The sequence below is a fragment of the Neorhizobium sp. NCHU2750 genome (assembly GCF_003597675.1).
Taxonomy (GTDB): domain Bacteria; phylum Pseudomonadota; class Alphaproteobacteria; order Rhizobiales; family Rhizobiaceae; genus Neorhizobium.
The window spans coordinates 161,477-179,188 of sequence record NZ_CP030831.1; the positions used below are offsets into that span (position 1 = coordinate 161,477).

A 17,712-nucleotide genomic window follows, 5' to 3' on the forward strand; every position below is an offset into this window, starting at 1 on the left:
CTCTCCCCTGGTTTGTCTGTCACGTTTTCAGATCAGCTTTCTTCTGATTGCGAGGGCGGTGAGATGGGCCTTACTGCGAACGTCGAAGCGCTTCATGGCCTCGCGGAGCTTGACACGGACGCTGTTGTACTTGACGCCCTCCACGTCTGCGACTTCCTCCATCGTCATGCCGACGGCGATCCATCTGAGATAGGTCGCCTCTTTCGGATCGAGCCAGGCGGCATCTTCCACTGTCGGAGTGGTCTGAAGGAAAGAGATGCGGGCGTGGAGCTGCCCGACGGCGCCCGCGGCTGCGACCGCGTCGATCTCACGGTCGAGGTCGATCGCCGGCCTTTCCGACGCCAGCGTGAACATCGACATCGATCCGTTGGCGGTCTTGATCGGAATGGTGATGCCGGAGCGGATGCCGAAATCGGCCGCATGCGCGTAGAAGGCACGCTCTTCCTTCGATAGCCGCGATCGTTCCTGTTCGCCGGACCAGGCAAAGACGTGCTTCCTGGATTTCGCGCGCTTGACGACCGGATCGAGCTTGTCGAAGTTGTTCTCGAAGTAAGCCGATCGCCAGTCACGATGATAATTGGTGACCGCGATGGTGTGTTTGTGCTGGATATGGAGATAGGCATAGCCGGTGAAGCCGAAATGTTCGGCAAGGTCGGCAAGGCCATCCTTCAGGATGCACTCGTCGCCCTGAATTGCGGCAAGATCGGTCAACTTGTCCAGCCAGTGCTGCATTCCATACCCCCATATGCTGGTGTGCGATGCCTACTCTAACGTTTGCTCCCAGCAGCCGACCGCCGGGCTGAATCTGCTTTCATCCTCTTTTACCCAGACAACTCAGGCTGAGCCGAAGCATTTTTCCACGAGGCATACATGCTCCAACGCTTCACGAATATCCGTACTATCCCCCTGTACATGCTATCGAGCCGGGGAAGCGGCACTTGCGTGCAGTTCACTCGACGATCTGCATCTCGCTCTGACCAGATGCGGCAATGCTCGCCTTGCGGTCGGCAAATGAGATCTTCAATTCAGCAAAAGCATCGCCGTGTTGCCATGAAAGCACCAACGCTCCGGCATCAGCAATGGTGGCCTTGAGCGCTCCACCGAAGGCGGGATGGGTGTTCCTGAAACGGATCAGATTTGAAAGGCGATGGAAGAGCGGCGTCTCAAGGGCCGTACCGATTTCGTCGTTGCCGTAATAGTGCCGGTTAATGTCACGCCCCACGCCCGTTTTGGCGAGCAGGTCCATATCGTTTACACCGCCCAATAAACCGACATAATAGACTTGCGGAATTCCTGGAGCAAAAAACTGAATTGCCCGAGCGATGAGATAATCATTATCGTTGCGACCAAGCGCGTCATAGTAGGTGCAGTTTACCTGATAAAGGTCCAGATTCGATGCAGCGGCCCCCGTCGCCTGGCGGCTCTGGCCATCCGATCGCCTATGGATCTCTTCCACAAGATTGTCGATCGCCTGGGGTTCGAGGAGGCCCGCCCGGCCGTCGCTATGGGCACCGACATCTATAACGCCGATCCCGTCATGGGTGTCGAGAACGGTGATCGCGTTACGGGGGCTTATTGCCAGCCACTTTGCCAGCGGCGTGGCGTCTCCCGTAAACAATGCATGCAAGATGAGCGGTGGTAGTGCGAAATCATAGACCCGGTCGACCTTCTTCGCGATCTCGATTTGGTCACGATGATAACTATGAATCTCAACCAGAACCTCCATGCCGCGGTTGCGGGCCTTTCCAGCCACTTCTTCGAGGAATGCGTAGGTATCGTCGATCATGAAGCAACTGCTGCCCGCTTTCTTGATCGCGTATCCCGCGGCGTCGAGGCGGATCGCCGTCACATTCGCCTCCGAAAAGCGATCGAGGATCGTTTCGAGATAGGTTGTGCCTTTGGCGCTGTGGACATCGATGTCGATCTGCTCCGGTGTGAAGGTTGTCCAGAGCATCCGCTGAGTACCATCAGCCAGGGTCACCTTCGAAAACGGTAAACCGGGGCGCGGTCGATAGATCCTCAGAAGGTCTTCTTCGGTGGCGCCATCGGGAAATACCTTATCGAACGTCATGAACATGTCGGCAAATTCGGACGCCGAACCCTTGGCAATGAAGTCCGTGAATGCGCCGGATTGCGATGAGACATGGTTGACGATAAGATCGGCCATGATTTCCACGGATCCCGACAAAGCCCGCACATCCTCCCAGTCGCCGAGGCGCGGATCGACGATCGTGTGATCTGTTGGATCGAATCCGGCATCAGCGCCATCGATCGGATTGAAGAAAGGCAAGACATGGACGCCGCCGAACAGGCCAGCGAACTTGCCATCGACCAGTTCCTTCAATTGCCTGAAACCACCTCTGGTCAGGCGGTCAACATAGGTGATAAACTGCACTTTGTTTTGCATTTCAATTTCCAGTATGTGTCGTCTTACGAGGACGAGTTGATTTTCTTTCACTCAGTCTGCAGAGCCGCCCGCGATGAGACGGCTCTCGCCCAGTAATCCTTGCTCGTCCATGATCGGGTGAGCAACCGAGACGATATGCGCGTTGATCCGCTTGAGATCACGCAAGATGTCGAGGTGAAGCGAGCTGGTTTGAAGGCTGTCGGTGCGCCCGTCGCGCAGACGTTCCAGGTGGCGCTCGGAAGACTGTTTTTCCATGTGCCGGACTTCGACTTTCCGCTCCATGAGCTGACGCGCGAGATTGATGTCCCGGGTGATAAGGATTGTTTGTGCGATCCGGAGATTATCGACGGTGAGCTGGAAGAGTTGTGTTAGTTCGGAGAAGCCGTCATCAGAGAATTTCAAACCGTGGGCGATCTTCTTCGTGACCTCGGGCAGCAGACCTTTCTCGACAATATCCCCGATATGTTCGAGGTTGATGGCGTAGTCGATGATGACGATCGAGCGGCGGCCTTCGTCTTCCGACAGTCCAGTACGGCCGAGTTTCGATAAGTAGACCTTGACCTCCTGCTGTAACCGGTCGACCTGGCGCTCAAGCTGCGCAATATCCTTCAATCTCGCGGCATTGTTCTGCTGGAACGCGTCCGACACTCTCAAGAGCATTCTTTCGATCAGGTCTCCAACGCCAAGCACTTCGCGTGCAGCACTCGTCAGTGCTACGACTGGTGTTGATAGCTCATCCGGATCGAGGAATTTCGGTGTGTTGTCAGCCTGTTCGGACGCGGGGATGAGGACCCCCATCCACCGTGCAAGAAGGCGGGAAAACGGCATGGCCAGGAGAGCCAGGCCGATATTTAACGCGAGATGCGCGTCCACGGGAAGTTTGGACGCTGGGACCGGCAACATCGAAAGCCAGCTGGCCAAAATATCGGCCACTGGCAGGATCAGCAGGCAGCCGATTGCCCGGACAATCAGATTGCCTAGTGTGACCCGCCTGGCCGCCGCCGATGCTGATAACGACGCGATCACCGGAGGTATTGCGCCACCGAAATTGGCTCCAAGAACCAGCGCTACGACAAGCCCGCCAGAGAGGATTCCGGTGGAGGTCAACGACAAAATCAGAACGACCGCAGCCAAGCTTGAAGATGAAGCGAATGCGATGGCCGCGGAAAAGATCATCGCGACCGGCCAGGCGTTTTCAAGCAGGCCGATAAACGCTGCGAGCGCCGGCGAATGGCGAAGCGGCTCGGTCGCGTTGCTGAGTAGGTGTAGTGACAGCAGCATCAGCGCGATACCGAGCAACGCTGTTCCGGCGCCCTGCCTGGAGGTCGAACCGCCTCGATAGAGAATGATGCCGATGAAGAGTAGGGCAGGGGACACCCATTCGATGCCCGTTGCGACGATCCAGGCGGTGACCGCCGTTCCGACATTGGCGCCGAGGAGGACGACCTGCGCCATGCGAGGCTTGATAAGCTCTCGTTCCACAAACGAGGAGACCATCAGCGCCGTCGCTGTAGAACTCTGAAGCGCGACTGTGGCGACGAACCCTGATAGAAACGACCGGGCGCTGCTTTTCGTGCCGGAGGCGAGGCCCGTTCGCAATCTGGCCCCAAGCGCACGGGAGGCTCCGTCCTTCACCTGGGCCAGGCCGAACAGCAGCAACGCGACGGCGCCGCAGAGATTTATGAGAACGATTATCGATTCCAAGTCGCGCCTCTCGCTAATTCTGTTGGAAGTAAGCCTTGATCAGCGAAGCGGCTGCTCGCAACAGAGATCGGCCAGACGGGTGCCGTCTTGATTTGTCTCGAGAGGGAAGCGGTTCTCGTCGCAGACCTTGTCCAGCTTGCGGTTGATGAGGGTGCCGGTGGGCGAGCAGGGAGGAGAGCTGCCCACCGGCATCTTGCCCGCGCCGTATCGCAGGCAAGATGAATTCCAACTGGTTTCGTATTGTTGTCGTGCGGAGTAGCGCTGATCCGCGCCGGTTTTGTTGACGGCAGTTCGACATCGAATGAGTCATCACTCCTCCTAGAAGCTTACGATCTTGGTGCGGTGCGAAAGTGAGCGATTTCGATCACACTAACAAAGGCTTCCGCTTAGCTACCCGAAGCTTCTTGATCCCCAACAATGCGTAATCACTTGTAATGTATCGTTGCGATGCAACAAAACTGTCACCAAACTTTCATTTGACGAAGAACGATTACGCTCATAGTGTGAGCGATATAGACCATTTCTTGTTGGAAGGGAAGCGTTGGTGTTCAACTCGACTCAGGACCGCCAGGCGAAAATCGTTGAGCTTTTGCGCGATGAGCAGTTTTTGGCTATCGGCAGATTGACGGAGCACTTCCAGATTTCGGTGGCCACTGCGAGGCGCGACTTGAGCGAACTCCACGAGGCCGGACTCTTGCGTCGAACTCACGGCGGTGCGGTCAGCGTCACGCAGGTTACACAGGACAAGCCGAACGCTGCCCGCGCCGTCTGGAATCGGGCGGAGAAGGCGGCCATAGCCGGAGTCGTTGCCGGTATGATCGTCGAGGGTGACACGGTTCTTCTGGACGCCGGTACAACTGCGCTGGAAGTTGCCAAGAAGCTCGCTGACCGCAGAAACCTCACCTTCATCTCGAATGGTCTCGACATTGTCGAGGAATTGACGAGAGGGGAGGGCAAAAGCATCTATTCGGTCGGGGGCGAGTATACCGAAACGAACCGCTCCTTCCGCGGCCCTTTGGCGGAGCAGTTTATCCGCCAATTCAATGTCGACAAACTCATTCTCAACGCGGCGTCGATCGATGTTGATCGCGGATTGATCTGTACGTCGTCGCCCGTGAACGCGAGTGTCGCTCGCGCCATGATCGAAGTTTCGAGCCGCGTGATCGTCGTCGCGGATCATTCGAAATTCACAAAATCGAGCCTCTCGGTGACGGCCAGGATCGAGGATGTCGGCGTGATCGTCACCGACTCTGGAACCCGAACCATCATTGAGACAATACCGGAAAAGCTGCGGAAGAAGTTCGTTGTTGCGAACTAGGTTCGACGGCCGCGGGCGAATTAAACCCTCATTCAACAGAGCTGGGAGGAAAACCACATGCTTAAGACCAATCGCAGGAATTTTATGATGGGCACCGCGGCGATAGCGGTCGCTTCAACTGCCGGTGCGAAGTTCACCTTCGCGCAAGAACGCCGGGCGCTTCGCCTGGGTGTGAACGGATTGCCGAACTCGCTGGAGCCGGTCAATGCAATCAGCAATGTCGGCCCGCGTATCGTCAACCAGATATTCGACACGCTGATAGCGCGCGATTTTTTCGCGAAGGGAGCTCCCGGCAATGCCATCGACCTCGTTCCGGCACTTGCCGAGAGCTGGGAGCGCATCGATGAGAAATCGGTTCGCTTCAAGCTGCGGCAGAAGGTCATGTTCCACGATGGTGTTGAACTGACCGCGGACGATGTCGCATACACCTTTTCTTCCGAACGCCTTTGGGGTCCCGAAGCGATCAAGAAAATCCCGCTTGGGAAATCCTATTCGCTCGATTTCGATGAGCCCGTGGTCGAGGACAAATACATAGTCACACTTCGCACAAAGACCCCGAGCTATCTCATCGAGACCTTCGTCGCATCCTGGATGAGCCGCATTGTTCCCAAAGAATACTACAAGAAACTGGGAGCAGTAGATTTCGGTAACAAGCCCGTTGGAACAGGCCCGTACAAGTTCGTGGACTTTGTTGCCGGTGACCGTGTGGTGCTGGAAGCCAACGACGCCTACTGGGGTCCAAAGCCGACTGCATCGAAGATCACCTACCAGATCGTCGCAGAGCCAGCCACACGCGTCGCGGGTCTGATCAGCGGTGAATACGATATCATCACTACCCTGACGCCGGACGACATTCAGCTGATAAATAGCTATCCGGACCTCGAAACGCGCGGGACGCTCATCGAAAACTTCCACATGTTCACCTTCAATATGAACCAAGAAGTTTTCAAGGATAAGAAGCTTCGGCGCGCTCTTGCTCTGGCTGTCAACCGGCCAATCATGGTTGAAGCGCTCTGGAAGAAACAAGCATCTATCCCGGCCGGCTTCAATTTCCCGAACTATGGGGAAACCTTCGATCCAAAGCGTAAGGCCATGGAATATAATGTCGAGGAGGCCAAGCGTCTCGTCAAGGAGAGCGGCTACGATGGAACGCCGATCACCTATCACACGATGGGCAACTATTATGCCAACGCCATGCCTGCGTTGATGATGATGATCGAAATGTGGAAGCAGATCGGTGTGAACGTGGTCATGAAAACCTACGCACCGGGTAGCTTCCCCCCGGACAACCAGACCTGGATCAGAAACTGGTCCAACGGCCAATGGATGACCGATGCCTACGCCACGATCGTCCCCGAATTCGGGCCGAATGGTCAGGTTCAAAAGCGTTGGGGTTGGAAGGCGCCGGCCGAGTTCAACGAATTATGTCAGAAGGTCACGGTTCTGCCGAATGGCAAGGAGCGCTTCGACGCCTACAATCGCATGCGGGATATTTTCGAAGAGGAGGCGCCAGCCGTCATTCTCTATCAGCCGTATGACGTTTATGCCGCGCGCAAGGATGTCCACTGGAAGCCCGTGAGCTTCGAGATGATGGAATTCCGCAACAATCTCAGCTTCGGCTGAACTCGTTAATCGAGAAGGCGGCGCGCGCGAGGTGTGCGCGTCGCCCTGGAGGAGCCTAAGTTGTCAAATCTACTAACAGTTCGCGACCTGGTCGTTCAGGTGCCGGCGCGCGATATCACAATCATCAACGGTGTCAGTTTTTCACTGGATGCAGGGCAGACGCTTGGACTCGTCGGGGAGTCGGGCTGCGGAAAGAGCATGACATGTTACGCAATAGCCAAGGCATTGCCGCGAGGGATTTCGCAGACGGGCGGAACTATTGAGCTGAACAGTGGACCAAAGGCTGATGGCAAGCCGGCTATTGCCATGATCTATCAGGACCCGACCAGCAGCCTCAATCCGGTTCATTCGATCGGTTATTATCTCGAGAGCAGCCTTTATCGCCATCAGGGTCTGGAGGGCAACGATGCACGGCTCGAGGCCATGCGTCTTCTCGAACGTGTCGGTATCGACCGCGCCAAAAGTCGGCTGCGATCCTATCCTCATGAGTTCTCGGGCGGTATGAACCAGCGCGTCATGATTGCCCACGCGCTCGCTGCGAAGCCCAAGCTGATGATCGCCGACGAGCCCACGACAGCGCTCGATGTCACGACGCAGGCGCAGATCCTTCATCTTCTGGAGGAACTCAGATCTGAAACAGGCATGGCGCTTTTGATCGTGTCGCACGATCTCGGCGTGATCGCCCGCCTCGCGGATCGTGCGGCGGTCATGTATTGCGGAAAGATCGTCGAAACGGCGCCGGTTGCGGAATTGTTGGAGCGTGCAGCGCATCCTTACGCTCGCGCCCTGATCGGCTGCATGCCAACGATCGATGCGGACGACCTGGAGCCGCCAGTACCAATCCCGGGTTCTGTTCCTCTTCTCGATAACCTGCCTGCCGGATGTTATTATCACCCACGCTGTCCCCGCGCGAGCGAACAATGTTCCGTGAGCTTTCCCGGGCCTGTCAACGTCGGCGCGTTCCATGACGCGGCGTGTTACCATCCGGTGAGCCCATGAGTGCGCCTCTTCTTCAGGCCCGCGGGGTCACCAAGGTCTTTCGCCTGAAATCCGGGCTTTTCGTAAAGCCATCGGTACATGTGGCGGTTAATTCAATTGATCTCGAACTTGCGCCGCGTGAGCGGGTAGGTGTGGTCGGTGAATCTGGGAGCGGGAAATCGACACTCGGTAGACTTCTGCTCGGCTTGACCTCCACCACCGAGGGAGAGGTCTTGTTCGAAGGACTCGCGCACACAGATCGTAGCGCGCGAGACTGGTCGACGTTCCGAAAGGAGACCTCCCTGGTCCAGCAAAACCCGCTGTCCGCCCTTAATCCACAAATGACGATCGGCGAGCAAATCGCTGAAGCCGTCTGGGTTCACCGGGTTGCCAACCGCGCGGGCGCGCGTGATCGGGCGGCAACCATGCTGGACCGGGTCGGCCTCTCGAGCGCGATGATGAACCGCTATCCACATCAGATGTCGGGAGGGCAGCGACAAAGAGTTGTTATTGCCCGAGCTTTGATCCTCGACCCCAAATTGGTCGTATTCGATGAGGCGGTATCTGCGCTCGACGTCTCTGTGCAAGCCCAGGTCGTTGCGTTGCTTCGGCAGCTCTGGCAGGAGCTTGATCTGGCGTATGTGTTCATCACCCACGACCTGCGCATCGTTCGCCATCTCGTTGATCGTATTGTCGTGATGTATCTTGGCCGCGTCGTCGAAACCGGCGATATCAAATCTGTGTATGCGTGGCCACGCCATCCCTATACCCGCGCATTGCTTGCCTCCGTCCCCACTATGGACCCGACGGTCCGCAATATTGAACCACCGATCAAGGGGGAACTCGACGCTGGCAAGGTAATGACTGGCTGTGCCTTCCGGTCACGCTGTCCTTTTGCAATCGAAAGATGTGCGAAAGAAACGCCGCTGCTTCGGCCTGCGGGCGGGCAACTGGCAGCGTGTCATAGAGCGGAAGAGTTTCCGAGATCTATAGTCGCGCAGACTGATCCGGCGCAGATGATGGAGGTGGCGCGATGATTAGTTTCATCCTTGCACGCCTCGTTCGAGCGATCATTGTCATGATGCTGACCGTGACGTTTGTCTTCATCATTCTCAGGTTGGGTGGAGATCCAGCTCGGGCCATGTTGGGCGAGAACGCGACGCCAGAGGCGCTGGCAGCATTCCGAACAGCATGGGGCCTGGACAGATCCATTCCTGAACAGTTCCTGATCTATCTCGCCAGCGCGCTCAGAGGCGACTTCGGGGTATCGGCAGCCGACGGTCGTGAGGTATTCACCGTCATCGCCGAACGTATACCCAAGACATTGACGCTGACGATTTCAGCGTTCGTGCTAAGCGTACTCGTCGGTATCCCCGCGGGAATCATTGCAGCAGTCCGCCGCGACAGTGCCGCCGACAAATCCGTCATGGCAGGCGCTGTTCTCGGCTATAGCGTACCAAATTTCTTGCTCGGACTGACGCTCATCTTCGTGTTTGCCGTCTGGTTTCGTGTGCTGCCGAGCTCGGGAAGTTCCACCTGGCAGCATGCGATCCTGCCCGTTGCGACATTCGGTCTTGTCAATGCGGCTGCGATTGCGCGCTTCGCACGTTCCGCGCTGATCGAAGTTCTGGAACAGCCCTATATCGCAGCGGCTCGCGCCGATGGTATTCCCAAGTGGGAAGTGGTTATCCGCCACGCGCTCCCGAACGCGGCGATCCCGATGGTGACCATGCTGGGTTTCGTTGCAGCTGGCTTGCTGGGGGGGTCGGCTATCGTAGAGACCGTATTCGCCTGGCCCGGGCTTGGTAGCGGTTTTGTTCGAGCAATCACGCTCAGCGATCTCAATGTCGTTCAGGCAATGATCCTTCTCTTCACGGCGTTCATGGTCACGATCAACTTGATCGTCGATGTTCTCTATGCGGTGCTGAACCCGAAAATCAGGCTTCAAAAAAATGGCTAATACGACACTCTCATTACCAAAGCGGCAATTCCTGAAATCTGCCCGCCGCATTCCGATCAGTATCTGGCTATGCCTGATCTGGATTGCGGTTGTCGTCTTCGTGGGCATCACGGCGCAATGGTTGGCACCGTTCGACTATCTGCAGCAGTCACCTCTGGCGCGATTTGCGCCGCCGGGTGCGCCGGGACATTTGCTGGGAACTGATTATCTCGGTCGTGACGTGCTCAGCAACATTCTGGTCGCTACCCAGACGTCTTTGATGATCGCTCTTGTCGGTTCTCTCATCTGCGCGTTCATCGGTACGACCCTCGGATTTCTTGCGGCACATTTCGGTGGCTGGGTCGACAATCTCATTATGGGCTTCGCAGACGCGAAGGCTTCCGTGCCCTTTATAATCTTCGCGCTTGGTGTCCTGGCGTTTCTCGGGTCAAGCCCGCTGATACTTCTTATGCTCGTTGGTGTCGCATCATTCGAGCGTTATGCGCGGCTGACGCGTGGCCTCGTCTTGAGTGCGAACCAGGAGGGATATGCGGAGGCGGCGCGCATCGTCGGCGTGCCATCGCTTCGGATCTATGTGCGCCACGTCCTTCCAAACATTGCTGGACCGCTCATCGTTCAAATCACCCTGAATTTCCCGGATATCATCCTGCTCGAAAGCGGATTGAGCTTCCTTGGGCTTGGGATCCAACCGCCGGAAACGAGCCTTGGGCTGATGGTCGCAGACGGCAGAAACTATATCGCGATTGCCTGGTGGCTCATCGCGTTGCCCGGCGTTGTTATTGTTCTCACCACCCTGTCCATCAGCCTGCTCGGCGACTACTTGCGCGATCGCTTCGACGCGCGCCTGCGATAAACGAAAGGAATGAAAATGAACCCTCTCAGAATGACACCGGAGACGATCCGCCTGGGCGGCCATCGCGGCCACAGCGCCGGCGCCCCCGAAAACACGCTCGCGGCGTTTCGGAAGGCGTTTGAATTCGGCGGACGTAACGTCACATGCGAAACCGATCTCGGAATTACCCGCGATGGAGAACTTGTGCTGATTCACGACAAGACCGTCGACCGCACAACAGACGGTCACGGCATCGTTCACGACATGACCTATTCGGAGTTGTCGAAACTCGACGCAGGGAGTTGGTTCAGTTCGGAGTTTGTCGGAGAGCGTGTGCCGCTACTTAAGGACGCGCTTCAGCTCGCCCGTGAGCTTGGCATTATCTATCAGCTTGAACTGAAGATCTACGACGCGAACGACGTCTTCTTCCCAAAGTTGAGGACGCTCATCGATGAATTGGGCTGTGCGGATCTCCTCCAGTTCTCTTCCTTCGACTACGTTCAGCTGAAGGCCGTCAAGGAAGCAATTCCCGAGGTACCGACCGTTGGCCTGATGCATTCGCGCCTCATCGATCCAGCCGCCCTTGCCCGTCAGGCCAATCTCGATGCCATGAACATCGAGATCTACCATTTCGCCAGCGGTGAAGCCCGCCAACTCCACAACGAGGGATTTGCCGCTTTTTGCTACCTACCGACGGGGTACCATGAAAAACTCGCGCAGTACGGCGTGGACGTGGAAACGCAGGTCGTTCAGTGGGTTCGTGAAGGTCAGTTGGATCAGTTGCTCGGAGACGACGTCGCACAGGTCGCCAGGCTCAAGGACCGTGCAAATGGCTGATCGGGACACATCGACATCTCACGCAGGAGAAACAGCTTCGATTGTGGAAGAGATCGCGCGCAAGGCAGGCGACCTTGCCCTCGCTCATTTCCGCTCCCTATCGAGCCTGTCGGTCGAGACCAAGGGACATCTCGATCTTGTGACGAAGGCGGACAAGGAGGTCGAAACATTTCTTATCGCGCAGTTGCGGGAGGCGTTTCCCGCAGACGGCATATTTGGAGAAGAAGGGGGCGAAATCAAAGGGCGTTCAGGTCGTATCTGGGTGATCGATCCGATTGATGGGACATTCAATTTCGTCCGCGGCGGTCAGAACTGGGCAATTTCCATCGGTCTCTATGAAAACAAGCGTCCTACATTCGGGGTTATCTTCGCTCCAGTCCGAAACCTGATGTTTGTTGGAGGGAAAACGGTGGAGACGAAGCTCAACGGCATGGCGGTCAAGCCACTTCCGCCGCTCGATATGTCGCGTGCATCGACCGGGTTCAGCTACCATCCTTCGGCTTCGACAGCGGACAGGCTCGAAGTCATCCGTTATATCTCGGATGATCTCAATATCAGCTTCCGTTTCTGCGGCGCTGCGACACTCTCGATGGTCGAGGTGGCCATGGGCGAGACAGATGGCTACGTTTCATTGGGAGACTCGACGTGGGACGTTATGGCAGCGTTGCCTATTTTGAGCAATCTGGGTGTTGCGGATACGATCGACTGGGACAGGACCGACTTGTCGGCCAAACTCCGGTTTGCTTGTGGCAGCCACGACTTCCTGGAGAAGGTGAAGCCGTTGCTCGATAAAGTGGCGCTGGCCGCATAATGCGGCGCGCCTCTGACAATAACGGTCACAGATCGCCACTGGTCGACGCGGACCAATGCGGCGCGATTTGCGTACGCTCGACAAGCCTTGTTAACAGCGAGATGGAAGCGCTTCTGATCACCAGCCGCGAAACTGGCCGCTGGGTAATCCCCAAGGGCTGGTCGGAGGGCAGGAAAAAGCTTCATCGAGTCGCACGGGAGGAAGCTTGGGAAGAAGCCGGCGTGCGGGGAAGAGTCTGCAAAAACCCGTATGGTCACTACCGCTATGACAAGAAGGTATCACATGACGAATTCATCCCTTGTCTGGTTCAGGTTCACCTGCTGACCGTATCGACCCTGAAGGATGATTTCCCCGAGAAAGGACAACGCCAGATCAGGTGGTTTTCTCCGGAGGAAGCTTCTGGATTGGTTATCGAGCCGGAGCTCAAACAACTGCTTTTAAAGCTGCGACAGCAGTGACCCACACAATTGAGGACGACATGGACATCGAACTTCTCAAGAAAACACCCGACCTAAGAGCCATAGCAGATATCCGGCTGGCGACCCTCGAGGACGGTCCGGCGCGTGGCCAACGGCTGTTGATCGCTCGAAATGCAACAGGAATTGCGTTCGAAGTGGCGTTGGATCGCGGCTTCGATATTTCCAGCCTTTCGTTTAGGGGGACCAATATTGGTTGGAACTCGCCGATTCAGATGCGTTTTCCAATGGTTGATCCAGGCTCCGAAGGCGGCTGGGCTTTCATGCGCAACTTCGATGGCTTCCTTGTGACATGCGGGCTCGACCACATCAGCCGTCCTCTGGAAGTTGATATGGCCCACTATAATCATCCGCACCTGAAGACGAAAAGCATGCCTCAGCATGGCAGAATCTCGACCGAAAAAGCAAGATTGGTCGGATATGACGTCGACCCAGAATCCGGTGAGATCTTCTGTGAGGGGATCGTCAGGCAGGCAAGTGTCTTCGGCGAAAACCTGGAGCTGAGACGGAGGATCACTTTACCAGTCTTTGGTCAGGTGCTGCGGATTGACGACACAGTGACAAACCGGGGGTTTCGCCCGTCTGGACATGCAATAATCTATCACCTGAACTACGGCTATCCGTTTCTGGATCAGAACCTCGAGATCACGGGTCTTCCTGAGCTCCTTGCGGCAAAATTGGTCGTGGATCCACCTCGGCCAAGTGACGATTACGGCGAATACGTCGACTCGGTCGATAGCCTAGAGATTCCGGAAGCGGATCCGATCGTTGTCAGCAACCGTGAACTCGACATATCCGTCGGCCTGACGTTCACTCGCGACCAACTGAACAAGCTTGCTATCTGGAGAGCTTATCAGTCTGGAGTGTTTGCGCTCGGCGTCGAACCCCGCACCGACCTGGCACAGGACAGACCTTTGCTTCTGCCTGGCGAAAGCTGCAAGAACTCGTTGCAAGTTGAACTGACCGATTGCTGTTGTTCCAACTAAAGGAGCTGGTAGGGCCTCAAACGGGGGACAGGAAATGAAACGCGTCTTGATCGTCGGTTGCCCAGGTGCTGGAAAATCCACGCTTGCGAAGCAACTCGCCAAGATCACCGATCTTCCTCTCGTACAGTAGCTCGACGCGCCGAGCACGCCGAGGAACAGTTCCGCCTCGCGGATCTCACCGGTCTTGCGATCGACAATCGGCACCTTCTTGCCGGAATAATCAACGAAGACTTTGTCGCCGGCGATGTGTTCCTGGCGCATCGTCGGTGACAGGCGCTTCTCAAAGCCGCGGAACAGCTGGCAAAAACGGCTATATCCATACCCATCCGGATGGGCGCTGCGGTATTCCTCCCAAAGAATCAGCAGCGTCACGCCTGGCTTCTTCAGCTCGATTGAAAGCGGTCCCCAGTCGGGCTCTTGGCGCAGTCGCTGGCCCCGCTTGACGCCGGGGTGAACGAAGAGCTTGGCCTCGAGAACATCGTCTGTCAGGCCGCTGGCGAGGGCCCAACTCAGCCCTGCCATCGCAGCCCGCTTCAAGTTGTCCTGCACGGTGCTGCGAGCAATGCCAAGCATTACAGCGATCTCGCGGCTACTCGTTCCGCTACCCGCAAGCCGCAGCATTTGTCGTATGTGTCGCATGGTCAGCTTTCTTTTTGCAGGCATTAAATTCCCCTCGTGGATATCGAGGGGACACATGCCAATGTTGCTGACCCAGGGGAACTTGAGTGCCGGAAACTGACCGGTTATTGATAGGAATGGTGGCCGGTCAATGATTGGAATGGCGGCCGGGTTCAGAGTGGAATTCGCACATCTAACTTTTGTGCTTAAAATGGACAATGCCTTTGCGGCAAACTTAGGCGCAATCCCTACAGCTTTCCACCAATTCCGCGACGGACAAAGTTGGTCGACGGTAGCCTGCGGCCTGTGCGACGAGCGCCTCAAGCACCAAAGCCGGAAATATAATTTCGACCATATTACAGATGAAACGAGATTCAAATTTGTCGACATATCTTTTGTTGCTACGTTAAACCGAAGGCTTATTATTGAAGCTAAGGCTTTGAATTCCCATACGGTTTACGTCGATTCTGGTATCGACTTCGATGAAAGTATGTAAAAATGATCACGAGCAGCATTTCTGGGACCGACCAGCAGTTTCAAAACGCCACGCAGCCAAAAGAGCTCGATCCTGATGCTGTTCCTGTAAGCAGGCTTGATTCTGAAGGCCATGAAATTTTTGCTGAATGGCGACCTAAGCGCCCGTTCCTTCGGAGGGAGGACGGCGTCTTTTTGGTTCTCCGCGCGGATGATATCTTTCTGCTGGGCACCGATCCTCGTACGAGGCAAATAGAAACAGAACTCATGTTAAATCGAGGCGTAACCCGCGGCGCCGTTTTCGACTTAATCCGCTACAGCATGCTCTTTTCAAACGGCGAGGTCCATGTGAAACGGCGCTCAGCCTTTGCGAAGACCTTTGCATTCCGGATGATCGACGCGCTACGCCCGGAGATCACGAAGTTAACGGAGCATTTGTGGGACGATGTACCGAGAGTTGACGATTTTGACTTTGCTGAAATGTACGCGTCGAAATTGCCTGCGCTAACGATTGCCAGTGTACTTGGTTTGCCATTTGGGGATGCACCTTTCTTCACACGACTTGTTTACAACGTTTCGCGCTGCTTAAGTCCTTCGTGGGGAGAAGACGATTTTCCGGAGATTGAGGCTTCTGCCGTCGAGCTCCAGGATTATGTCCGGGCAGTGGTAGCGGATCGCAGCCGACGTATAAGCGATGACTTCCTCTCTTGCTACTTGAAAGCGGTGCGGGAAGAAGGAACGCTTTCACCCATCGAGGAGATCATGCAATTGGTGTTTCTCATACTCGCCGGAAGCGATGCAACTCGTAACGCGATGGTGATGCTGCCGACTCTTTTGCTGCAAAATCCTGTTGTCTGGTCCTCTCTATGCCACGATCAATCCGGCGTCGCGGCCGCAGTGGAGGAAGGGCTTCGCTTCGAGCCATCAGTTGGGTCTTTCCCGCGGTTGGCGCTCGAAGATATTGATCTGGATGGGTACGTATTGCCAAAGGGAAGTTTCCTAGCCCTAAGCATCATGTCCGGCCTGCGGGACGAGAGACACTACGAGCATCCTCAGCTTTTTGACATAAAACGCAAACAAATGCGCAGGCACCTCGGATTTGGCGCGGGTGTGCATCGGTGCCTCGGCGAAGCTCTGGCGCGGATTGAATTGCAAGAAGGACTTAGAACACTTCTGCGCCGCGCGCCGAGCCTTAGGGTGACAGGCGACTGGCCACGGATGATAGGTCACGGGGGTGCACGGCGCGCCACGGGGATGACAGTCAATCTGGGCGTCGATCGGTGAGGTCACCGTTCCGTTCGGTTGACGGAGATGACGTTGAGTATCACAGCCAGGATTAAATGAACCGGGAGAACTCCCAATGCAATTGGCACCAGTGGATCGCGTAACCACAATCGACGACCTTACACTTGATCCCTATCCGATTTATCGCCGAATGCGCGCGCAGACCCCGGTGGTGCGGGTCGCCTCAGTGATGCGAACGTTTCTGACCAAGGCCTCCGATACGAAGATGGTGAAGGATCAGCCCAGGCGCTTCAGTTCGGATGACCCCAACACGCCAATGAAGCCGGCCTTCCAGGCCCATACTCTAATGCGCAAGGACGGCGCGGAACACGCCCGCGAAAGAATGGCCATGGCTAAGGCCTTTGCTCCCAAAACGACCGCGGAGCATTGGGCGGCGATCTATCGGGACATTGTAAACGAGTATCTTGATCGCCTATCCCGCGGCAGCACAGTAGATCTGTTCGCGGAGATCTGCGGCCCGGTGGCTGCCCGTATCCTGGCTCATATCCTTGGAATTAGCGAAGCATCCGACGCAGAAATGATACGTTGGTCGCAGCGGCTAATTGAAGGGGCGGGCAACTTCGGATGGCGGCCTGAGCCTTTCGAGCGGGCAAACGAAGCCAATGCGGAGATGAACCGGCTCTTCGACAACTTGGTCGAAAAGCACCGGGCGGAACCGAACCCCTCGGCTTTCGCGATCATGGTGACCGCGTCTGATCCCATACCCATGAGCCAGATTTACGCCAACATCAAAATCGCCGTCGGCGGAGGCATCAACGAGCCTCGCGACGCTCTTGGCACGATCATCTATGGATTGCTGACCAATCCGGAGCAGTTCGAGGAGGTTAAGAGGCAGCAGTGCTGGGGGCAAGTCTTCGAGGAGGGCGTGCGCTGGGTTGCTCCGATCCAGGCGAGTTCGCGCCTCGTCCTGGAGGACACGGAAATTCGCGGTTTTCTTGTCCCGAAGGGCGATACCGTGATGACCATCCAAGCCTCTGCCAATCGTGATGAAGATGTCTTTGACGACGGAGAGCGCTTCAATGTCTTCCGCCAGAATAATGCGCACCAGTCCTTCGGCTCGGGGCCGCATCACTGTGCCGGTGCGCAAATCTCGCGTCAAACCGTCGGGGCGATCATGTTGCCTACGCTGTTTGAACGTTTTCCGAACATGACGCTGACTAACCCGGACGCGGTGCAATGGCGCGGCTTCGGCTTCCGCGGACCGATTAGTCTACCGGTTACGCTTATATAATCGTAACCACTGTCGCTTGGCATTAAGCCGTAGAAAGGGATCAGAACAAGATTAGTGCGAAATCGTACGTTTGGCCGGGAAAGTGATGATCGAGATGGATATCCGTTCCCAAAACTGAGTCTTAAATAGCATTTCACCCTAAAACTTCTTAT

General features: G+C 56.2%; 16 protein-coding genes. 13 read left to right on the top strand and 3 right to left on the bottom strand.

Annotated elements, in window-relative coordinates; translation table 11 throughout:
- Positions 1-27: 27 nt before the first annotated feature.
- From traR to NCHU2750_RS28730, 3 genes are all read right to left on the bottom strand, one after another.
- Complete coding sequence (gene traR, locus NCHU2750_RS28720; protein ID WP_045023300.1) at positions 28-732, bottom strand: autoinducer-binding transcriptional regulator TraR; 705 nt, start codon at positions 730-732, stop codon at positions 28-30.
- A 217-nt stretch (positions 733-949) separates the two neighbouring features.
- Positions 950-2,407 (bottom strand): sucrose phosphorylase, encoded by a 1,458-nt coding sequence (gtfA, locus tag NCHU2750_RS28725; protein WP_045023299.1) that lies wholly within the window; start codon positions 2,405-2,407, stop codon positions 950-952.
- Between the two features lie 51 nt (positions 2,408-2,458).
- On the bottom strand, positions 2,459-4,111 hold the full coding sequence (locus tag NCHU2750_RS28730; protein WP_045231718.1) for a Na/Pi cotransporter family protein: 1,653 nt from the start codon (positions 4,109-4,111) through the stop codon (positions 2,459-2,461).
- 541 nt (positions 4,112-4,652) lie between these two features.
- On the opposite strand from NCHU2750_RS28730, the gene NCHU2750_RS28740 reads away from it, so the two are divergent.
- The 13 genes from NCHU2750_RS28740 (at position 4,653) to NCHU2750_RS28810 (ending at position 17,560) form a co-directional block, all read left to right on the top strand.
- Positions 4,653-5,429 carry a DeoR/GlpR family DNA-binding transcription regulator gene (locus tag NCHU2750_RS28740; protein WP_010974787.1) on the top strand — a complete coding sequence of 259 codons (777 nt, stop codon included), beginning with the start codon at positions 4,653-4,655 and terminating at the stop codon, positions 5,427-5,429.
- A gap of 57 nt (positions 5,430-5,486) precedes the next feature.
- A complete protein-coding gene (locus tag NCHU2750_RS28745) occupies positions 5,487-7,052 on the top strand; it encodes an ABC transporter substrate-binding protein (protein WP_045231717.1) in 1,566 nt (521 codons plus the stop codon).
- 60 nt (positions 7,053-7,112) lie between these two features.
- On the top strand, positions 7,113-8,051 hold the full coding sequence (locus NCHU2750_RS28750) for an ABC transporter ATP-binding protein (protein WP_045023296.1): 939 nt from the start codon (positions 7,113-7,115) through the stop codon (positions 8,049-8,051).
- Complete coding sequence (locus NCHU2750_RS28755) at positions 8,048-9,067, top strand: oligopeptide/dipeptide ABC transporter ATP-binding protein (protein ID WP_010974903.1); 1,020 nt, start codon at positions 8,048-8,050, stop codon at positions 9,065-9,067. The genes NCHU2750_RS28750 and NCHU2750_RS28755 overlap by 4 nt, the downstream gene beginning before the upstream one ends.
- Positions 9,064-9,990, top strand: coding sequence for an ABC transporter permease (locus NCHU2750_RS28760; protein WP_045231716.1), 927 nt, complete (start codon positions 9,064-9,066; stop codon positions 9,988-9,990). Before NCHU2750_RS28755 ends, NCHU2750_RS28760 begins: the two co-directional genes overlap by 4 nt.
- Positions 9,983-10,843, top strand: a complete 861-nt coding sequence (locus NCHU2750_RS28765; RefSeq protein ID WP_010891520.1) for an ABC transporter permease — start codon at positions 9,983-9,985, stop codon at positions 10,841-10,843. Before NCHU2750_RS28760 ends, NCHU2750_RS28765 begins: the two co-directional genes overlap by 8 nt.
- Before the next feature lie 15 nt (positions 10,844-10,858).
- Entirely contained in the window at positions 10,859-11,659 is an 801-nt protein-coding gene (locus tag NCHU2750_RS28770; RefSeq protein WP_045023290.1) for a glycerophosphodiester phosphodiesterase family protein, read from the top strand.
- Entirely contained in the window at positions 11,652-12,470 is an 819-nt protein-coding gene (locus NCHU2750_RS28775; RefSeq protein ID WP_010974906.1) for an inositol monophosphatase family protein, read from the top strand. Before NCHU2750_RS28770 ends, NCHU2750_RS28775 begins: the two co-directional genes overlap by 8 nt.
- Before the next feature lie 101 nt (positions 12,471-12,571).
- Positions 12,572-12,928, top strand: coding sequence for an NUDIX hydrolase (locus NCHU2750_RS28780; protein ID WP_233278960.1), 357 nt, complete (start codon positions 12,572-12,574; stop codon positions 12,926-12,928).
- A 20-nt stretch (positions 12,929-12,948) separates the two neighbouring features.
- Positions 12,949-13,932: an aldose 1-epimerase family protein gene (locus tag NCHU2750_RS28785; RefSeq protein ID WP_045023288.1), complete on the top strand. Its 984-nt coding sequence runs from the start codon at positions 12,949-12,951 to the stop codon at positions 13,930-13,932.
- 769 nt (positions 13,933-14,701) lie between these two features.
- Positions 14,702-15,046 (top strand): hypothetical protein, encoded by a 345-nt coding sequence (locus NCHU2750_RS28800; protein ID WP_045231714.1) that lies wholly within the window; start codon positions 14,702-14,704, stop codon positions 15,044-15,046.
- A 2-nt stretch (positions 15,047-15,048) separates the two neighbouring features.
- Entirely contained in the window at positions 15,049-16,308 is a 1,260-nt protein-coding gene (locus tag NCHU2750_RS28805; RefSeq protein WP_010974908.1) for a cytochrome P450, read from the top strand.
- 76 nt (positions 16,309-16,384) lie between these two features.
- Complete coding sequence (locus NCHU2750_RS28810) at positions 16,385-17,560, top strand: cytochrome P450 (RefSeq protein WP_010974909.1); 1,176 nt, start codon at positions 16,385-16,387, stop codon at positions 17,558-17,560.
- The last annotated feature ends 152 nt before the right edge of the window (positions 17,561-17,712 follow it).